Annotated in this window: 19 protein-coding genes; 10 read left to right on the top strand and 9 right to left on the bottom strand. The window is 74.5% G+C overall.

Translation table 11 applies throughout. From position 1 onward, the window contains the following. Positions 1–127 precede the first annotated feature (127 nt). Together OP86_RS05275 and OP86_RS05270 are read right to left on the bottom strand one after the other, a co-directional pair. The gene (locus tag OP86_RS05275) at positions 128–844 is read right to left on the bottom strand and encodes a TetR/AcrR family transcriptional regulator (protein WP_063832300.1); all 717 of its coding nucleotides are present in this window, start codon (positions 842–844) and stop codon (positions 128–130) included. A gap of 195 nt (positions 845–1039) precedes the next feature. Beyond that, positions 1040–1432: a ribonuclease gene (locus tag OP86_RS05270; protein WP_030061837.1), complete on the bottom strand. Its 393-nt coding sequence runs from the start codon at positions 1430–1432 to the stop codon at positions 1040–1042. A gap of 293 nt (positions 1433–1725) precedes the next feature. Here OP86_RS05270 and OP86_RS05265 point away from each other — a divergent pair, with 293 nt between their 5' ends. Further along, a complete protein-coding gene (locus OP86_RS05265) occupies positions 1726–3384 on the top strand; it encodes a carboxyl transferase domain-containing protein (RefSeq protein ID WP_078588573.1) in 1659 nt (552 codons plus the stop codon). 554 nt (positions 3385–3938) lie between these two features. After that, positions 3939–4313, top strand: coding sequence for an aggregation-promoting factor C-terminal-like domain-containing protein (locus OP86_RS05260; RefSeq protein ID WP_234434868.1), 375 nt, complete (start codon positions 3939–3941; stop codon positions 4311–4313). A 243-nt stretch (positions 4314–4556) separates the two neighbouring features. Here OP86_RS05260 and OP86_RS05255 read toward each other — a convergent pair whose 3' ends face one another. Continuing rightward, positions 4557–5039, bottom strand: a complete 483-nt coding sequence (locus tag OP86_RS05255) for an HD domain-containing protein (protein WP_051829718.1) — start codon at positions 5037–5039, stop codon at positions 4557–4559. Positions 5040–5230: 191 nt separating this feature from the next. On the opposite strand from OP86_RS05255, the gene OP86_RS05250 reads away from it, so the two are divergent. Then, entirely contained in the window at positions 5231–6157 is a 927-nt protein-coding gene (locus OP86_RS05250; RefSeq protein WP_030061831.1) for an AEC family transporter, read from the top strand. Here OP86_RS05250 and OP86_RS05245 read toward each other — a convergent pair. Continuing rightward, the gene (locus OP86_RS05245) at positions 6132–6662 is read right to left on the bottom strand and encodes a MarR family winged helix-turn-helix transcriptional regulator (RefSeq protein ID WP_063832299.1); all 531 of its coding nucleotides are present in this window, start codon (positions 6660–6662) and stop codon (positions 6132–6134) included. The genes OP86_RS05250 and OP86_RS05245 overlap by 26 nt on opposite strands. 97 nt (positions 6663–6759) lie before the next feature. On the opposite strand from OP86_RS05245, the gene OP86_RS05240 reads away from it, so the two are divergent. Beyond that, entirely contained in the window at positions 6760–7626 is an 867-nt protein-coding gene (locus tag OP86_RS05240) for an alpha/beta fold hydrolase (protein ID WP_030061829.1), read from the top strand. A 329-nt stretch (positions 7627–7955) separates the two neighbouring features. Further along, a complete protein-coding gene (locus tag OP86_RS34230) occupies positions 7956–8375 on the top strand; it encodes a hypothetical protein (RefSeq protein ID WP_157849665.1) in 420 nt (139 codons plus the stop codon). Positions 8376–8417: 42 nt separating this feature from the next. Here the strand turns inward: OP86_RS34230 and OP86_RS05230 are convergent, their stop codons facing one another. Further along, positions 8418–8681, bottom strand: coding sequence for a dsRBD fold-containing protein (locus OP86_RS05230; protein WP_030061827.1), 264 nt, complete (start codon positions 8679–8681; stop codon positions 8418–8420). 318 nt (positions 8682–8999) lie between these two features. On the opposite strand from OP86_RS05230, the gene OP86_RS05225 reads away from it, so the two are divergent. Both OP86_RS05225 and OP86_RS05220 read left to right on the top strand, forming a co-directional pair. Then, positions 9000–9956: a DMT family transporter gene (locus tag OP86_RS05225; RefSeq protein WP_167344191.1), complete on the top strand. Its 957-nt coding sequence runs from the start codon at positions 9000–9002 to the stop codon at positions 9954–9956. A gap of 7 nt (positions 9957–9963) precedes the next feature. Beyond that, positions 9964–10638 (top strand): DUF6629 family protein, encoded by a 675-nt coding sequence (locus OP86_RS05220; RefSeq protein WP_051829710.1) that lies wholly within the window; start codon positions 9964–9966, stop codon positions 10636–10638. A gap of 37 nt (positions 10639–10675) precedes the next feature. Here OP86_RS05220 and OP86_RS05215 read toward each other — a convergent pair whose 3' ends face one another. Both OP86_RS05215 and OP86_RS05210 read right to left on the bottom strand, forming a co-directional pair. Then, positions 10676–12064, bottom strand: coding sequence for an MFS transporter (locus OP86_RS05215; protein ID WP_051829709.1), 1389 nt, complete (start codon positions 12062–12064; stop codon positions 10676–10678). Further along, positions 12061–12765, bottom strand: coding sequence for an ArsR/SmtB family transcription factor (locus OP86_RS05210; RefSeq protein ID WP_063832297.1), 705 nt, complete (start codon positions 12763–12765; stop codon positions 12061–12063). Before OP86_RS05210 ends, OP86_RS05215 begins: the two co-directional genes overlap by 4 nt. A 306-nt stretch (positions 12766–13071) precedes the next feature. On the opposite strand from OP86_RS05210, the gene OP86_RS05205 reads away from it, so the two are divergent. Together OP86_RS05205 and polX are read left to right on the top strand one after the other, a co-directional pair. Then, a complete protein-coding gene (locus OP86_RS05205; protein WP_030256527.1) occupies positions 13072–13881 on the top strand; it encodes a histidine kinase in 810 nt (269 codons plus the stop codon). Between the two features lie 183 nt (positions 13882–14064). Then, on the top strand, positions 14065–15792 hold the full coding sequence (gene polX / locus OP86_RS05200) for a DNA polymerase/3'-5' exonuclease PolX (protein ID WP_030061310.1): 1728 nt from the start codon (positions 14065–14067) through the stop codon (positions 15790–15792). Positions 15793–15887: 95 nt separating this feature from the next. On the opposite strand, the gene OP86_RS05195 is transcribed toward polX, so the two are convergent. Continuing rightward, complete coding sequence (locus OP86_RS05195) at positions 15888–16781, bottom strand: carbohydrate kinase family protein (protein WP_030061311.1); 894 nt, start codon at positions 16779–16781, stop codon at positions 15888–15890. A 3-nt stretch (positions 16782–16784) separates the two neighbouring features. Further along, entirely contained in the window at positions 16785–17837 is a 1053-nt protein-coding gene (locus tag OP86_RS05190) for a pseudouridine-5'-phosphate glycosidase (protein ID WP_078588572.1), read from the bottom strand. Between the two features lie 148 nt (positions 17838–17985). On the opposite strand from OP86_RS05190, the gene OP86_RS05185 reads away from it, so the two are divergent. Next, the gene (locus tag OP86_RS05185) at positions 17986–18888 is read left to right on the top strand and encodes a LysR family transcriptional regulator (protein ID WP_051829708.1); all 903 of its coding nucleotides are present in this window, start codon (positions 17986–17988) and stop codon (positions 18886–18888) included. Positions 18889–18997: the final 109 nt, after the last annotated feature.

Below are 18997 nucleotides of genomic sequence, written 5' to 3'. Positions count from 1 at the left end.
TCTCCTCACCGCACGCCGTCCCGCCTCAGCAAACCGCCCAGCGACCGAACAGCCGAAGCTCGTTGACGGTGCTCTGACGCGGTGCCCGGTGTTCCGTACGCGTCCCTGATGCCGTGGCGTCGGGCGCTCAGAACTCGGGTGCCTCGGGGACCTCGGGGGCCTCGGGGGCCTCGGGGGCCTCGGACGCCTGCGCCTCCCAGAGGTCCGCGAACATCCGGTCCAGGTGCTCCTCCCCGATCGGCGGGACGGGCAGCGGATGGGTGGCCTGCGCGCGGAAGCCGTCCAGGAGCAGGGCGAGGTAGCGGCGCCAGAGGTCAGGGCGCAGTTCGCCGGCGGCGGGCAGGGCGCGGCAGAGCGGGCCGAGCAGGAACAGCAGGTCCATGGTCACCACGTCGCGGCGCATGGTGCCCTGTTCCTGGGCGCGGGCGATGAGGGCGCCGACGGTGGTGGCGTGCTGCCGGCTGATCTCGATCATTCCGGGGATGGTCGGGATGGCCTGGGTGACGAGGTCGTTGATGCCCCGGTCGGCGGCGACGAGTTCGAAGATCCGCCCGAAGTACCCTTCGAGGCCGGTCCAGGCGTCCTCGGCGTCGAGCGCCTCCTGCCCGGCCGTGGCCAGTCCGGCGCCGGCGTCCGCGAACACCTCGCCGATCAGCGCCTCGCGGGTCGGGAAGTGCCGGTAGAGGGTGGCGTTGCCTACGCCGGCCTCCTTGGCGATCTGGTCCAGCGGCACGTCCAGGCCGTGCCGGGAGAACATGTCACGGGCGGCGGCGAGCAGCAGGTCGCGGTTGCGCTGCGCGTCTCGCCGGAGCCGTCCCGGGGGGTTCGCGCTGCTCGGTGCCATGCCCCCGACCCTAGCAAGCGGGCGGGCCGGCGGCGCCGCACGACCCGACGGCCGGGCCGTCCCCCACCGCATGACTCAACTACCGTTCGGTCCGGTCGAGTCGAGGGAGGACGGGAAGGTCATGGCCAGGGCGACGAGGGTACGACGGTGGCCCCGGCGGGGAAGTGTGCCGGGGCCACTGTCACGCGGGGTCGGTCAGCAGCTCTGGTCGACCAGGGAGAACGTGGCGTAGTGGTCGCCGGTGTAGTAGTCCTCCTGGTCGGCCTGGCCGGTCACGATCCGGCGGGCGCCGCGGGTCGGGGAGCCGGGGGTGATGACGGTGTACTCGTGGTAGTACCCGCTGAACTCGCGGGGCAGGACACCCTCTCTGTTCTGGAAGACCACGCCGTCCTGGGAGTAGGGGAACGGCCCGTCGGAGGCGATCAGGTTGAGGGTGTCGGTGGCCTCCGGCGGGAGGGCGGAGAGGCACACCGTGCCGCTCACGGCGGCGTGCGCCTCGGTGGCGACGGCGAGCGGCGCGAGGGTCATCAGGGCGACGGCGGTAACGGCGGCAGCGCGGGACTTCCACGCGCGTAGAGTGCGAGTCATGTCCCCCAGTGTGGCGAGACACCGTCAACTCCGGAAGCCCTCCACCGAAGTATTAACCGGCGAGTAACTCCCCTTTACCTGGGCCGACTTGGCCCGTACCCCCGCCTCCGGCGGCAGTCCGCGCCGCCGTCCACGAACCGTCCTGACGGTACAAGGGTCGACCGCCGTCGAACTACCATCGGAGCCCGTTCGCCCCGCTCTGCGGCCTCTCGCCGCTCCCGGCCACCGCCGCATAGAGTGACGGATCACGGCGGGCCGGAACGATCTCTGACGGGGTGGACGACGGGGTGGACATGGCAGCGAACGAGAACACCGCGCGGACGACGCCGAGCACGCCGACGACGCCGAGCGCGGAGACCACGCCCACCGCGCGGACGACGCCGAGCGCACTGACGGCACCCACCGCACTGACGGCCCACCAGCTGGTCGGACTGCTGGTCGACCCCGGCAGCTTCCGCAGCTGGGACGAGCCGCCGCCCGGCCCGCCCGCCGACCCCGAGTACCGCGCCTCGCTCGACCGGGCCCGCGAGCGCACCGGCCTGGACGAGGCCGTCCTCACCGGCCTCGGCCTGGTCGACGGCCGGCCCGTCGCCCTGGTCGCCTCCGAGTTCGGCTTCCTCGGCGGCTCGATCGGCGTCGCGACCGCCGAGCGGATCACCCGGGCCGTCGAGCGGGCCACCGCCGAACGGCTGCCACTGCTCGCCCTGCCGGTCTCCGGCGGCACGCGGATGCAGGAGGGTTCGGCGGCCTTCCTCTGCATGCTGCGCATCACCGCCGCCGTCCAGACCCACCGCGCGGCCGGGCTCCCCTACCTCACCTATCTGCGCAACCCCACCATGGGCGGGGTCTTCGCCTCCTGGGGCACGCTCGGCCAGCTGGTCCTCGCCGAGCCCGGCGCCCGGCTCGGCTTCCTCGGCCCGCGCGTGTACGAGGAGCTGCGCGGGGTGGAGCTGCCGGCCGACGTCCAGCGGGCCGAGACGCTGGCCGAGCACGGCCTGGTGGATGCCGTCGTACCGCCGCAGGAGCTGCGCGAGCTGCTCCGCCGCACGCTCGCCGTCCTCGGTGCGGCGCGCTCCAGCGCGCACACCCCTCCCACCAGGGCAGCGGACACCGCCGAGCCCCCTCCCACCGGGTCCCGCACCTCCGGGTCCGCTACCGAGGGGACGGACGCCGCCGCGCCCGAGCACCCCGACGCCTGGGACTCCGTCCTCCGCACCCGCCGCCCCGACCGCCCGGGCACCCGCGAGCTGCTGCGGCACACCGCCGAGGAGCTGGTGCTGCTGGACGCGCCCGGCGGCCGTGGCGGTGCGCTGGTCCGCGCACTGGCCGTCCTCGGCGGCCGGCCCGTCGTGGTCGTCGGCCAGCAGCGGCAGACCCCGGAGCACGAGCGCCCCTTCACCGCTGCCGACCTGCGGGCCGTCCGACGCACCGCACTGCTGGCCGAACAGCTCGGGCTGCCGCTGGTCACCGTCGTGGACACGGCCGGGGCCGAGCTGTCCGCCCAGGCCGAGCGGGAGGGCATCGCGGTGGAGATCGCGCACTGCCTGACCACCCTGCTCGCGCTGCGCACCCCCGTCCTCGCCGTGCTGCTCGGCCAGGGCTCGGGGGGCGGCGCGCTAGCCCTGCTCCCGGCCGACCGGGTGATCGCCGCCGGCCACGCCTGGCTGGCGCCGCTGCCCCCGGAGGGCGCCTCGGCGATCGTCCACCGGGACGGTGCGCACGCCGCCGAACTGGCCCGGACGCAGGGGATCGGCGCCCAGCACCTGGCGGAGGTCGGCCTGGTCGACGAGGTGGTCCCGGAGCTGCCGGACGCCGCCGAGGAGCCGGAGGCCTTCTGCGCACGGCTCGGACGGGCCCTCGGTACGGCGCTCGGCGCCCTGGCGGCGGCCCCCGACACGGACCGGCTCGCGGCCCGGGCCGCCCGCCACCGCCGGCTGGGCGATCCGCGCTGACGATCCGAGCCGACGGACCGCGCCGACGACCCGCGCCGACAGTCCGCGTTGACGGTCCAAGCTGAGGGCGGCGCCGTCACCGTGTGGCGCGGGTCTCAGTGCCGGGTTGATCGTCTGTACCCAAAGTGCTTGCCCCGGATCCCCGGGTGACGGCTCCGGCGGCTCAAACGGTGAGTGCGCTCACACGGAATCAACGCCCACGACGGACCGTAGTAGGCATCGCCGCACCTCCCGCCCCACCCCCGTCACCCTTCGTTCGCGCACGTCAGGAGGGGTCTGCACATTCTCGGCAAATCGGCCCTTCGAATCCACGGCGGCCGCTCGCGTACGACCGTCGGTCGTAACGAGGGGGTCTTGGCGGCGACCGATCCGGTCTGCCAACAATGGCTCTCGTCGCCAGCCACACCGGCTCCTGTCCCGCCGGTGAACGGCTTACTGCCGAGTCACCCCCCGCGACCGCTTCGGCCCCTGTCCGGCCAGACGGTCCCGGGCGGGGAGTGACCCGGCCCAACCTGATTGAGGTCCTGTTCTACATGCCCGCTTTCAAGCTCCGTATGCGTACTTCGGCCGCGATTCTCGCCGGCGCCGCTGGTCTGACCGCCCTGGGCGCCGGTGTGCTGCCCGCCACCGCGAACGCCGCCACCGCCTCCCCGCAGGCCATCGCCGCCCAGATCGTCCCGGCGAACCAGCTGGCCTCGTTCAACCAGATCATCTCCCACGAGTCCGGCTGGAACGTGAGCGCGACCAACCCGAGCTCGGGCGCCTACGGCCTGGGCCAGGCGCTGCCGGGCTCCAAGATGGCCTCGGCCGGCGCGGACTGGAAGACCAACCCCTCCACCCAGATCAAGTGGGCGCTGGACTACATGAACTCCCGCTACGGCAGCCCGAACGCCGCGTGGAACTTCTGGCAGGCCCACCACTGGTACTAAGCCGACCTCATCGGCTCACCGACTTCCTCCCGTCTCCTGACCACTCCCCCTCACCCCGGGGGTCGGACAGGGACCACCGGGGTGCCCGAGAGGGCCCGGACCCGCGCGATCCGCGGGGCCCGGGCCCTCTCGTGGTTTCTCCCGCCGGCTCCTCACGGGCTCTCCCCGTGGCGATGCCACTCGCGATACCCCTCTTAGCGCCCGCTCGCGGCGCCCCTCGCGGGCTCCGCCCCCGGGGGTCCGTCACAGCTCGCCCGTGAGCCCCAGCAGCTCGCGCATCCGCGCGTACTTCGCGGCCAAGCGCTCCGCGGTCGCCCGGTCCAGCGAGGCCAGCCGGCCCGGGTCGGAGTTGTGCGCCAGGTCGGCCCGCTTGACGAGCAGCGCACCGGGCGTCGCCAGGACGCGGGCGGTGTACTCCTCGACCGGCTCGTCCGGGCGCCGGGTGAGCGCGTCCACGATCGCCTTGGTCTCCGGCGGCAGTGCGGCCGCCGCCAGCCACTCCCAGCTCAGCCGGTCGTCCTCGACGGTGTCGTGCAGCCAGCCCGCCGCGATCTGCGCCTCGCTGCCGCCGCGTGCGGCCGTCCCGTGGGCGACCGCCGCGATGTGCTCGCCGTACGGGTGGCCGTTCTTGTCCACCTGGCCCTGGTGGGCACGGCGCGCGATCGCCTCCACCTCGGCCAGGCTCAGGTACTCGTGCTCCGGCTGCTCGTCCGTCGGCTGGTCCATCGACTGGCCCGTCGGCTCGTCCATCGGCTCGTCCATCGGCTCATGGTAGGCCCGTGATCGACACCTCGACGGCCGCTGGTTTACTGCCCCGGGGGTTCACGGCTTCGGGGGTTCACCAGCTCGCGGGTCGACGCCTCCGGCGGGAGACCCCCGCCGCACCCGGCAGGCACGTCCGAGCGATCCGAGGAACCATGCCATCCCTGCACCCGCTGCTGTCCGGCTTCGCCCCGATCTGGGCGCTCACCGGAGTCGGCTACGTCGTCGGCCGCACCAGGCTGCTCGGGCCGCACGCGGAGGCGGTGCTCAACCGGTTCGTCTTCCACGTGGCGATGCCGGCCGCGCTCTTCCTGATGATCGCCCGCACCCCACTGGACCGTTTCGCCAACCCGTCGATGCTCGCCTTCGCCGCCGGCACCGTCGTCGCGATCGGTCTCGGGCTGCTCGCCGGGCGCCTGGTCTTCCGGCGCAAGCCCGGCGAACTTGCCATCGGCGCGATGGCCTCGGGGTACGTCAACTCCGCCAACCTCGGCATCCCGGTCACCATGCAGGTCGTCGGCGACGCCTCCTTCGTGGCCCCGGTGGTGCTGTTCCAGATCCTGCTGGTCACCCCCGCCGTCCTCGCCGTCCTGGACGGCGGCGCGGCCGGGCGCCGCGCACTGCTCACCCTCCCCGTGCGCAACCCGATCCTGCTCGCCACCGCGCTGGGCGCCGTCGTCTCCGCGGCCGGGGTGCACCTGCCCGCCGAACTGAACCGCTCCTGCGAACTGCTCGGCGGCGCCGGCGTGCCGACCGCCCTGATCGCCCTCGGCATATCGCTGCACAACCGCCCGCCGGCGGACGGCCGTTCGCGCCGCGCCGAGGTCGGGCTGACCGTCGCGATCAAGACCCTGCTCCAGCCGCTCGTCGCCCTCGCCGTGGCCGGTCCGCTGCTCCACCTGCCCGCGCACCAACTCCTCACCGTGGTGCTGTTCTCCGCGCTGCCCACCGCGCAGAACGTCTACACCTACGCCCGCGAGTACGGGCAGGGCACGGTCCTCGCCCGGGACGCGGTGCTCTGGTCGACGCTGGTGTCGATGGCGACGCTCTCGGTGATCAGCTGGACCCTCGGGCCGGCGTAGCTCCCCCGCCCCGCTGCTCCCGCGTGCCCTGCCTGGCGGCGGCCACCACGGTGGTCATGGCCTCCAGGAAGCGCCCGGCCGTCTCCAGTTCCCCCGGACCGAACCGCCGCATCGCCGCCAGCAGATCACCGATCAGGCCGCCGAAGAACCCCTGCCCCAGCTCCATCGCCCGGTCCTCCACCAGCAGCCGCACCCGCCGACGGTCCTGCGGGTCTCGCTCGCGCCGGATCAGCCCGAGCCGCTCCAGCCGGTCCACCAGGCCGGTGGTCCCGGCCGAGTTCAGCCGCAGCGCCTCGCCGAGCCGGCCCGGGGTGACCACCTCCCCGGCCCTGGCGGCGTCCAGCAGATGGATCAGCGCCCGCAGATCGGTCGGGTGCAGACCGTTGCCGGCCGCGAACTCGGCCCCGAACAGGTCCAGTTCGACCGTCAGCCCGCGCAGCAGGTGGACCAGCCGCATCGGCTCCTCAACCTCGGACACCCGTCGTCCTTCCTCGATCACGGCCATGCGATTATTCTCTCGCTCAGCGAGACACTTGCCGAACAAGATACTTGTCGGGCGAGTGTTCCCGCGCGCCATCACACCACACCCGCGGAGGCCCGTCATGTCCGCCCGCACCGCCCCCTTCCTCGCCGCGTACGACGCCCTGCTGGCCCGCTGGCCCGTCCCGGTCGAGGCCCTCACCGTCCGCACCGCCCACGGCACCACCCGGATCAACGCCTGCGGCCCCCGCGACGGACGCCCCCTCGTCCTCCTCCACGGCGGCGGCGCCACCTCCACCATGTGGTTCGCCAACGCCGCCGCCCTGGCCGACGCCGGACACCGCGTCCTCGCCGTCGACCTCATCGGCGACCCCGGGCGCAGCGTCCACGACGGCACCCCACTCGACGGCGTCCCCGGACTGCTCGGCTGGCTGGACGCCGTCCTCGACGGCCTCGGCGTGCCCGAGGCCGACTTCTGCGGCCACTCCTACGGCGGCTGGATCGCCCTGGAGTACGCCCTGCACGCCCCCGCCCGGGTCGGCCGCCTCGCCCTGCTCGACCCCACCCAGTGCTTCGCCGGCTTCCGCCCCGGCTACCTGCTGCGCGTCCTGCCGCTCTTCCTCCCCCGCCGCACCCCGGCCCGCGCCCGCTCCTACCTCGACTGGGAAACGGGCGGCGCCCCCCACCTCGACCCCGACTGGCGCGAGCTGTACGCCCTCGGCCACGCCGACTTCCCGGCCTCCCGCGTCGTCACCGGCCCCCGCCCGTCCGCCGCCCGCCTCCGCACCCTCACCACCCCGACCCTCGCCCTGTTCGCCGCCCGCAGCCGTCCCCACCACGCCCACCAGGCCGCCGAAACCGCCCGCCGCACCCTCCCCGCACCGGAAGTGGCCGTCCTCCCCGACCTCTCCCACCACACCCTGCCCACCGCAGGCGCACCCGAAGTCAACCGACGCCTCACCGACTTCCTCACCACCGCCCACACCTGACCGCCCTCCCCACCTCACCACCCCTCGACGGCACCCCCGCCGCGACTGCCTCCCACGGCACCACGCACGTCGTCGCCGAACTCACAGGAGTGGCCGAGTAATCACGGCCCATCGCCCCGGCGAGCGGGAATCCGGCCTCCCGCTCTCCGTGCGGGGGAGGCCGGCTCCGTCGGGCGCGAGGGCGCCGTCGGCGCCTACGGCAGCAGCGAGTTGGAGGACTTGCCCGGCTGGTCGGCGCGGTGCGCCCAGTGGCGGCCGACGATGTCGAGGTTGCTGAGGAACGTCGCGCGTCTTCGGGGCGCTTCTGCAGCATGAACACCGAGCGGTCGATGACTAGCAGGCCGTGGTCGGCTGCGGCGGTCGCCTCCCACGTCAGCTACGCCGCCCGGGCAGCCCACGGTGGGGCCGCCCGGCACCGCGGGCGGGCACTGGCCGAGACGGCGGCCCGGGCCGCGATCGTGCCGGGGGCGCTCGGGGTGGCCGTCGGGGCCTTCAACGGAGTGTGGTGGGGCCTGGCCGCGGGCGCCCTGGGCTACCTGCTGCGGCTCGGAGTGATCGCCGAGTACCGTGCAGGCGGTCGCTCCGCCGCGACCGGCCACCCCCACAGGCCGGTCGCCCGGGGAGGACGGCGGGCGGGCTGCTCGGGCAGGCCCGCGCACGCATGCGCGGGCGCGGGCGCGGCATCGGACCTGCTCGTCCGGCGCCCGCCGACGAGTTACCGAACCGGGCCCGGGCAGGGGCGGCCGTGACCGTACGGCCGCGCCGCCCGGGCCCTTGACCCGTCACCGCCGTCAGTAGATCAGGTACCCGGGGCGGTGCCCTTCGTCGTCGATCTCCCCGGTGGCCTGGGCCCGCAGCTTGCGGGACAGTTCCTCCAGGGCGCGGGAGGCCGCGACCTCCTCGCCGATCCTGGCGAGCGGACGGTCGTCGGCGCTCTTCACGGACTCGCCGTGCGCGCTCAGGCCCGGCGCCCTCGCGCCCGTCAACCTGGCGTCGCACGCCGTGTGCACGCCGTCCTCCTCGAAGCTCAGCTCCACGTCCCACTGGTTGTGCATGCCACACCTCCTGGCGCCGGCCCCCGTCGCGCCTGTCCTGACCGGCACGGACGGTGACCCGTGGCGGCCGCTCACACCAGCGTGCGCCTGCCCCTCCGGTGGCGGCAAGCGCGGCCGACGACGGACCGTCGCAGGGCAGTGCGCCGCGCGCCGCGGGCGGCCCCCGCCACAGTGCCGGTACGGTGCCGGGAGCGCCGGGGCGTCGTCCGATCGGCCCGGCCGCCGCCCCGGCGGTACGCTGACGGAAGCGGCCGCGACCGCCGCCCCACCCCGGATCCGTCGGCGCGGCGCGGGCAGCGACAACCTGGTGGTCCCTCCGTGGCGGTCTTCCTCCTCGCCCTCAGCGCAGCCTGCTGTCTGGGGCTCGGCTTCGTCCTCCAGCAGCACGCGGCGCAGCGGGCCCCCCGTGCCGACCTCCTGCACTGGCGGCTGCTGCTGGACCTGATGCGGATGCCCCAGTGGCTGCTCGGCACCGGCTTCATGGTCAGCGGCCTGATCCTCTCCGCGCTCGCGCTCAACCAGGGCGAAGTGTCCCTGGTCGAGCCGCTACTGGCCACCAATCTGCTGTTCGCCATGGCGCTGTCCCGGGTGCTGACCCGTCAGACGCTGGGCCGCTCCGGCTGGATCGGGGTACTGCTGCTCGGGCTCGGGGTGACGGCCTTCATCGTCGCCGGGCGGCCGACGGGCGGCGGGGCGCCGGCCGGGGAGCTGCGGCACTGGCTGGTGGTCGGCACGGTGGTCGGCCTGGTCCTGCTGCTGGTCTCGCTGGCCCGGCGGCTGCCGCTGTTCGAGGAGGCGACGCTGCTGGCGCTCGCCGCCGGGCTGCTCTACGGCCTCCAGGACGCGCTCACCAGGACCACCTCCCAGCGCCTCGACCACCAGGGGCTGACGGCCGTGCTGCAGAGCTGGCAGCCGTACGCGGTGGTCGTGGCGGGCGTGGTCGGGCTGCTGCTGGTGCAGAGTGCCTTCGAGGCCGCGCCGCTGCGGATGTCCCTGCCCGCGCTGACCGCCGCCCAGCCGCTGGCCGGGATCGCCTGCGCGGTCGGCTTCCTCGGCGACCGGCTGCGGGTGACCCCGGGGGCGTTGGCCTGGCAGTCCGCCGGGCTGGTGGCCATCGTGATCGGGGTGATCGTGATCGGGCGCCACCCGGCGATGCCCGGCACTGTCCGCGACACCCTGGAGAGCATCGGGGCGGCACCGGAGGACGTGTCCGAGGACGGCACCGAGGACCAGCCCGAGGACGGACCCGACGGCGGCCCGGGGAATCCCCGGTAGGGCCCCGATGTGCTGGAGCGCGCAGGCGGACGCCGCGGCCGGTGGGGTGGTCGTGGTTGTCGGGGTGGCGTGCCTGGTCCGTGCCCACCGGGCCGGGCGGCCCGAGCGGTTACTCCTTGCCACCGTCCCGCTGGTGCTGGGCGTGCACCAGCTGATCGAGGCGCTGGTCTGGCTCGGTACGGACGGCGGGCTGTCCGCCGCCCCGGCTGCGGCGGCCCGCACCGCCTGGGCGGTGATCGCGCTCCCGCTGCTGCCCGTCCTGGTCCCGGCCGGGGTGTGGTCCGCGACCACGGGACCGAGCCGTCGTCTGCTCGCGGGGCTCACCCTGCTCGGCGCGGCCGTCGCCGTTCCGCTCGCCGTGGCCGTCGCCGCCCACCCGGTGACGGCCACCGTGCACGGCCACACCCTCGGCTACGCCTTCGGCGTCCCGCACCCGGCCGCCGTTCTGCTGGCCGGCTACCTCCTCGCCACCGTCGGCTCCCTCCTCGCGAGCGGCGACCGCCTGCTCCGGCGCCTCGGCCTGGTCACGGGCGTGGGAGCCGTCGTCTGCGCACTGCTCTGGCGTCTCGCCTTCGCCTCCACCTGGTGTGCCCTCGCCGCGCTGGCCGGCCTCCTGCTCCTCCAGTGGGCGGGCCACTCCCCCGGCACCGAGGCCGGCCGGATCACCCGCTCTGCCTCATGACCCACACTCATGACCTTCCTTTCCTCATGAGCAACACTCATACCCGCGCCGGGGCCTGCTCCGGCTTGGCCTCCGCAGCCTCCGCTGCATCCGCCACGTCCGGCTCGACGGCCCCACCGCCGACGTCACCCGCACCGCCCGCATGGCCCCGGAGGCGGTCCATCTCGCGCCATTCGGGCCGGAATCCCGCCAGGGTCGTGGTGGCGAAGTACACGGCTCCGGCCGCGAGCAGGCTGGGCGCCAGGCCGACCAGGGCGACCGCCCCGCCGGCGGCCAGGCCGCCGAGCGGGATGCCGGCCCAGGCGAGGGAGTCGCCGAGGGCGTGGACGCGGCCGAGCAGGTGGCGGGGCACGCGCTCGAAGAGCACCGCGCCGAGGATCGGGTTGAGGAAGCCGGAGCCGAAGCCGCCGATCGCGAAGACCGTGAGCACGACCCACATCGGCGCGCCGAGGGCGAGCACCAGGAAGCGGGGCGCACCGCAGAGCAGGAAGCCCGCGAAGAAGACCGTGCGCCGGGGCAGCCAGGACGCGACGGCCGCCGCTATCAGGCTGCCGACCACGGCGGTGGCGCCCATGACGCCGGCCGTCAGGCCGATGGCGGCCGGGCCGTTGCCGGACTCCCGTGCCCAGACCGGGACCAGGACGGTGATGAAACCGGCGTCGATCAGGTTGGTGATGCCGACCATCACGATGACGGTGAGCAGCAGCGGCTCGGACCGCAGGAAGGCGAAGCCCTCGCGGAACATCCGCCAGTAGCCGACGGGCTGGTCCCCGTCCTCCGCCCGTCCGGTCGTCGTGGCGGCCGCGGCGGGCACCGCCGGGCGCCCCATGCCGCGTGGGAGGGCGAGGGCGATGATCAGTGAGCCGAGCGCGAAGGTGCCCGCGTTGACCGCCAGACCGGCCAGCGGGCCCATCAACGCGACCAGCCCACCGCCCGCCGCCGGGCCGATCGTGGAGGCCAGCCGCTCGGTGACGCCCGACAGCCCGGTGGCGCGCTCCATCGGCACCCGGGCGTGGTCGGCCGCCTCCGGGACCATGACCGACTTGGCCAGATCGCCGGGGCCGCGCATCGCGCCGATCACCGCAACCATCACCAGCAGCACCCAGAACGGCAGCAGCCCCTGCGCGTGCAGCAGCGGGACCAGCCCGGCCGCGACGGCGCTGACCGCGTCCGTCGTCCACGACACCACGCGCGGCCCGAGCCGGTCGACCACCGGCCCGGTGAGCGCCTTGACCAGCACGTACGGCGCCATTTCGGCGAAGGCGACCAGGCCCGTCATGGTGGCGCTGCCGGTGGTGGCCAGGACGAACCAGGGCAGGGCGATGGCCGAGACGCGTGTCCCGGTGACGGAGACGGCCGTGGCCGTCAGCACCCCGGCCAGTGGCCGGAAGCTGCGCACGGTCGGGGCCGCGGCGGTGCCGGTCATACGGCTCCCCCTTCGGTTTCGCTGCCGGTTTCGCTGCTGGTTTCGCTGCTGGTTTCACTCTCGGATTCGCTGCCGGATTCGCTGTCGGATTCGCTGTCGGATTCGCTGCTCCGCGCGTCCGGCAGCACGTGGAGGACCACGGCCACCTGTTCGGTGCCCTCGGGGGCCGGCGCGTCCGGGGCCACCCGGCGGTAGCGCCCGACCACGTCCGCCAGCTCCCCGGCCAGCCGTTCGGCCTCGGCGGGCGTGAGCTGCAGCACCGTGTCGCTGAGGTCCGTCGCCTTGCGCCACTCGCGTGGCATGGTCTCGAAGGCGTCCAGCGTGCGCTGCGCCGTCAGGGTGTGGGCGGCCAGGACGGAGCGCAGGAAGCCGACGGCCGTTTCGGGCTCCTCGTCCGCCATGTCGTCGCCCGTCCAGACGGTGACCTGATGGGCCGAGCGCCACCAGCGTTCGCGGGCGTTGCCGCGCTCCTCGTCCTCCTCGACGAAGCCGGCGGCGGCGAGCTGGCGCAGGTGGTAGCTGGTGGCTCCGGAGTTGAGCCCCAGCTGCTCGGCGAGCCTCGTCGCCGTGGACGGGCCGTGCTTGCGCAGCAGCCCGACCAGCTGCATCCGCACGGGGTGCGCCATCGCCCGCATGCCCTTGGCGGTGAGGGCGATGTGCGGGTCGTCGCTGTGCTTCCAGCCGCGGTCTTCATCGGTCATGGCAAGGAGCATAGAACCGCAAAGAACTCTTCGCAAAGGGTTTTTTGCAAAGCGTTCTTTGCGGTTCGGGTGAGCCCTTCGCGGCCCGAACGGGGCCTCCCGCGGTCCGACGGAGCGCCCGGCCCCGCCGGTCGGGGGGTGTCCGACCGGCCGCTCGGCGGGGGCCCGGGCCCGGTTCGCGCCCCGGGGCCGGATTGTCACCCGGGCGGGTGAGGCGCAGGCTGTGAGGAGGGTCCGGGAAACGGCCCGCCCCGGTCCGGCCGCGGAACCGATGACGGCCGCCGGTGAGGCACGAGGGGCAGGACGATGGCACGCGGGAGGCTCTGGGGCTACGTCGCGTCGGGGGCCCGGGCGATCGGCGCGATCGGCGCGATCGGCGCCGCGGGCAGCCCCGGCCGCCGGGGCGGGTCGGGTCGCGCGGGCGGGTCGGCCACCGCCGAGGTCGAGGACGGCCCCGGCCCGTTCCAGTCGGGCGGGATGGCCGCGCCGAGGGCGCTCACGCGCACGGAGCTGGAGCGGCTGCGCTGGACCGGTCGGCAGGCCGGGTGCGAGCCGACGGCCCGGCACGTCCAGGTGGCCGACGTGGTCCGCCGGGTGGTGCGCGGCGGCGGCCGTTCGGCGGCCGTCACGGTCCGGGTGGCGCCCGGTCTGCCGGTGGTGTCCGGGGACGCCCGACGGCTGGAGGCGGCCGTCGCCGGCCTGGTCGACCACGCGATCCGGCGCAGCCCGCTGGGCGGCCGGGTGCTGGTCCGCGCCGACGTCGCGGGTGGCCGCTCCACCCGGAGGGCCTCCGCCCCCGGGGGCCGGGACTTCGGGCGGGACGTCTCCCTGAGCGGCGGACGGGACGGCGGACGGGACGGCGGACGGCGCGACGGCCGAGGCAGCGGACGGGACGGCGCCCGGAACCGCGGCCGGGTCGAGATCCGGATATCCGACCGGGGCGGCTACGAGCTGCCCGAGGCCCGCGAGTGGCTGCTCGCGGGCGTGCGGGCCGACGGCCCGGTGGGACCGGCCCTGCACAGCCTGGTCCTGGCGGCCGGCGGCCGGCTCGCGGTCGAGTCCACCCCGGGCGGCGGGCTGACCGTGGTCCTGCTGCTGACCGTCGCCCACGACTGACGCCGCACACCCGGAGCCGACGAGCCCGCCCGCACCCGAGCCCGACGACGGGCCGACCGGGGCTCGACGAGGGCCCGACGCCGGCCCGACGAGACCGACGAGAGCCCGATGAGGACGCCGCAGCGGCGTCGGCCGCCCCGCGCACACCCGGCGAACCCGCCCCGCCGAACCTAGACTTGCCCCATGCCCCGGCTCAACGACCAGGTCAGGGACCTGCTCCAGGAGTACGCCGACCTGATCAACATCACCGGCGGGGACGCCTTCCGGGCCCGCGCCTACGAGAAGGCCGCCCGCGCGGTCGGCGGCCACCCGGAGGACCTGGTCGGCCTGGACGTCAAGGGTCTGCAGCGGATCCCCGGCGTCGGCAAGTCCACCGCCGAGAAGGTCGCCGAATACCTCTCCACCGGGAGGATCGCCGCCCTGGAGGCCCTGCGTGCCGAGATCCCGGCGGGTGTCCGGGACATCATGGCCGTCCCCAGCGTCGGCCCCAAGCGCGCCCTCGCCCTCTACCGCGACCTCGGCATCGCCTCCGTGGACGAGCTCGCCGAGGCGGTGCGCGCCGAGAAGCTGTCCGGCCTGGCCGGCTTCGGCGAGCGCAGCGGCGAGAAGATCCTGCACGGCATCGAGCTGATGCGGCAGTCCGGCGGCCGGACGCTGCTGGACACCGCCACCGAACTCGCCGAGCAGCTGGTCGCCGCGCTCTCCGCCGTCCCCGGCTGCACCCGCTGCGCGTTCGCGGGTTCGCTGCGCCGGATGCGCGAGACGGTGGGCGACATCGACGTGCTCGCGACCGCCGAGGACTCCGCGCCGCTGATGGCCGCGCTCACCGAACTCCCGTACGTGGCCGAGGTGATCGCGAGCGGACCGACCAAGACCTCGGTGCGCACGACCGGGGGTGTCCAGGTGGACCTGCGGGTCGTCCCGGAGGAGGACTGGGGCGCGGCGCTGGTGTACTTCACCGGGTCGAAGGCGCACAACATCAGGCTGCGCACGATGGCCGTCCGGGCCGGGCTGAAGCTCTCCGAGTACGGGCTGTTCGAGGTCGACGGCGGGGCCAAGGTGGTCTCGGAGAGCGAGGACGAGGTGTACGCGGCGCTCGGCCTGCCGTGGATCCCGCCGCCGCTGCGCGAGGACCGGGGCGAGATCGAGGTCGCGCTGAACGGTGAACTCCCGGACCTGGTCGAGGAGTCCGACCTGCGCGGGGACCTGCACACGCACACCGACCTGACCGACGGGCTGGCCACGCTGGAGGAGATGATCGACACCGCGGCCGCCCGCGGCTACTCCTACCTCGCCGTCACCGACCACGCGCCGAACCTGGTGATGCAGCGGATGACCGACGAGAAGATCCTCGCCCAGCGCGAGCAGCTGCGGCAACTCGCCGACCGCCACCGGAAGTTGCGGCTGCTGCACGGCACCGAGCTGAACATCGACCCGGACGGCGGCGTGGACTGGCCGCCCGAGTTCCTGGCCGGCTTCGACGTCTGCGTGGCCTCCGTGCACTCGCACTTCGCCCTCGACCGCGCCGCCCAGACCCGTCGGCTGATCCGCGCCTGCGAGAACCCGTACGTGCACGTCATCGGCCACCTCACCACCCGGCGGATCGGCAGCCGCGGCCCGATCGACGTCGACCTGGCCGCGGTGTTCGAGGCCGCCGCGCGCACCGGCACCGCGATCGAGGTCAACAGTTCCCCGCAGCGGCTCGACCTGCGCGACGAGGACATCCTGCGGGCCAGGCGACACGGCGTCCGGTTCAGCATCGACAGCGACGCCCACGCCACCCCGCACCTCGCGTACCCGCGGTTCGGCATCGGCACGGCGCAGCGCGGCTGGCTCACCGCCGAGGACGTGGTCAACACCTGGACGTGGCAACGGCTGAAGCGCTTCCTGCGCAAGGACGCGCTGCGCTGACGCCCCGCGCGAGTACGCACCGCCGTCACCACCCCGGCCGTCACCACCCCGGTCGGGCCGTCAACCAGGCCGGGCCGTCACCCCAGGCCGGGCCGTCACCCCTCGTCGCAGGAGGCCCCCGGCGAGCCCAGTACCCGGGCCGCGCAGCGGTGCCCGAGCCCGGCCGCCAGCCGCAGGTCCCCGGTCACCAGGCCCCCACCACTCAGGAAGGCGGCCAGGAACCCCGCCGCGAAGGCGTCCCCGGCCCCGGTGAGGTCGCGCACCTGCGCCACCGGCGGCACCGGCACCGTGAACAGCCCCTCGCCGGGCACGTCGACGGTGGTGGCCTCGGCGCCCGACTTGGTGACCACCGTGGTGGCCGCCAGCCGGGCGCGCTCCGGCCCGGGCAGGCCGTCCACCAGCAGCCCGAGGAAGGCGGACTCGGAGCGGTTGGCGAAGACGAAGGTCGGCGCCAACTCGGTGAGCAGGGCGAGGAAGCGCTCCCGTCCGAACTGCTCCAGCATGCCGGTCGAGGAGGCGTCCACCGAGGTGGTGCCGCCCGCCTGCCGGACCCGGCCGAGGGCGTCCACCGCCGCGGCGCCGACCGGCTCGCCGTCGAAGGAGTAAGCCGGCACGTGCAGGTGGGTCAGGCCCGCCAGCCACTCGTCCGGGACGTGCTCCAGCAGCGTGGCGGCGCCCCGGTCGGGCAGCATGGTCCGCTCGCCGTCCTGGTCGATCAGCACCACGACGCTGCCGGTCCGGCCGTGCCGGGAGACCCGTACGTCCACGCCGTGGCCGACCAGTTCGGCGACCACGCCGTCCCCGGCGGTGTCCTCGCCGACGCAGCCGAGGAAGCGCGCCGGGTACTGCCCGGCGGCGAAGCAGGCGACGTTGGCCGCGCTGCCGCCGCGCCGCCGGAAGACCTGGGCGGCCGAGTCGGTGCCGTGCCGCAGCGGGCCGTCGACCCAGACCACGATGTCCTCGACGAGGTCGCCGAGCACCCCCAGCACGGCTCAGGCCCCGCTCGTGACGTCGGTCGTGACGTCGGCCGTGGCCCCGCCCGTGACGTCGGCCGCGGCAGCCGCCGAGGCGGCCAGGGCGGTCGCGATCTCGCCGCCGAGACGGACGTTGCCCCGGTAGACCTCGACGTTGACCTCCAGGCTGCGGCCGCCGGTGTCGCGCTGGATGTGGTCGAGCAGGAACGGGGTCGAGGCGTTGCCGGTGATGCCCTGCCGTTCGGCCTCCGCCCAGGCGCGGGCCAGGATGCCGTCCAGCTCCTCCGGCGGCAGCTGCTTGGCCGGGTCGACCGGGTTGGCGATCAGGACGGCCTGCGGCAGGTCGAGCCGGTCGCGGGCGTCGATGACCTTGGCGGCCTCCTCGGGCGTCTCCACGCTGAAGTTGATCTCGTGGCCGGAGTCGGTGACGTAGAAGCCGGGGTACTTGCGGGTGCGGTAGCCGATGACCGGGATGTTGAGGGTCTCGAAGCGCTCCAGGGTGGCCCGGATGTCGAGGATCGACTTCACGCCGGCGCTGATCACGGTGACGGGGGTGGCGGCCAGGGTGGTCATGTCGGCCGACTCGTCGAAGCTCTCGGAGGCGCCGAAGTGCACGCCGCCGAGGCCGCCGGTGGAGAAGACCCGGATCCCCGCGCGGTGGGCGAGGAAGGCGGTGGCGGCGACGGTGGTGCCGCCGTGGCGGCCGAGCGCCGCGACCACCGGCAGGTCGCGCAGGCTGACCTTGTCCAGGCCGTCGGTGGCGGAGAGTTCGGTGATCTGCTCGGTGCTCAGACCGACCGTGGGCACCCCGGCGTGCACGCCGATGGTCGCCGGGACGACGCCCGCGGCCCGCAGCTGCTGCTCCGCCTCCAGCGCGACGGCCAGGTTGCGGGGCCGCGGCAGACCGTGGGTGAAGATGGTCGACTCCAGCGCGACCACGGGCCGGCCGTCGGCGAGGGCCTGCACGACCTCCTCGGCGACGCGGATGGCGGGAGCGCCGGAGGTGCCGGCGGTGCTGCGGGCGCCGGCGGTACTGCGGGTGCTGGAGGCGCTGGGGGGAAGTCCGGTCATGATGCGAACTCTCTGTGAGATGCCACTGCGGTGGGGCAACGCGGTGATCAGCGTAGGGACGGCTCGCATCGGAAACCAGAATGCGTCCTAGGCCTTCCGATAGCCTGTCACCTATTGGTTCGTCCACTCCTCGTCTACCCTGGCTGGCATGGGTTTCACCTTGCGTCAGCTGGAGGTCTTCCTGACCGTCGCCAGGACGCTGCACTTCGGACGGGCCGCCGAGCGGCTGCACATCTCGCAGCCGACGGTCAGCCAGGAGGTCGCCCGGTTGGAGCGGACCGTCGGCGTCGAGCTGTTCGACCGCAGCCGCCGCTCCGTCGCGCTCACCGAGGCCGGCGAGGTGATGGCCGCCGAGAGCGCGCGGCTGCTCGGCCAGGCCGAGGCGCTGCTGGCCCGGGTCCGGCTGCACGAGGAGTCCCGGCTGGGCACGGCCCGGATCGTCGCCTCGCCGAGCGTGGTCAACCGGCTGCTGCCCGCCGTGGTCAGCCGGGCCGAGCAGGAACTGCCCGCGCTCGACACCGTCGAACTCGCCGTGGACACCGGGCAGGTCTCCGCCACCCTGGCCGCCGAGCTCGCCGACATCGGCCTCGGCCGCTTCCTGGACGAGGTGGACGGCTACCGGCTGGAGCGGATCGCCGACGAGCCGGTACTGGTCGCGCTCGGCCGGGACCACCCGCTGTCCGGCCGCTCCGGCCTGCGCCTGGCCGAACTGCGCGACCTGCCCCTGCTGTTGTGGCCGCGCGAGCAGCACCCCCGCTACTACGACCACGTGCTCGGCCTCTGCGCGGACCACGGCGTCGACCCGCCGGTGCTGGTCAGCCCGCCGCGGATCGTCGGCTCCCGGCTCTACCTGCTCGCCCGCAACCGCGCCTTCTCGCTGGTGCCCGGCTCGATGACCGGCCACCTCACCGAGGACGTGGCCACCGTACGGCTGGAGGGGCGGGCCACCCTGCCGCTGGAGATGCAGTGGCGACTGGACGACCGCCGGCCCCGGCTGGCCACCCTGCGCGACCTCATCCGGCAGGAGGCGGCGGCGCTCGAAGAGCAGTAGTGGCGCCCGCCGTGACGCCCGCAGTGGTACCCACCGTGGCGCCCCGACGGCCACCCTTGACGCTGGCATGCCACCGCCGGAAGGATGCCCGGATCACCCACCCGGCCCG

The sequence above is a fragment of the Streptomyces novaecaesareae genome (assembly GCF_000716875.1).
GTDB classification, from domain to species: Bacteria; Actinomycetota; Actinomycetes; order Streptomycetales; family Streptomycetaceae; genus Kitasatospora; species Kitasatospora novaecaesareae.
Note: the sequence above shows the minus strand (reverse complement) of the source record. Positions and strands in the feature narration are given on the sequence as shown.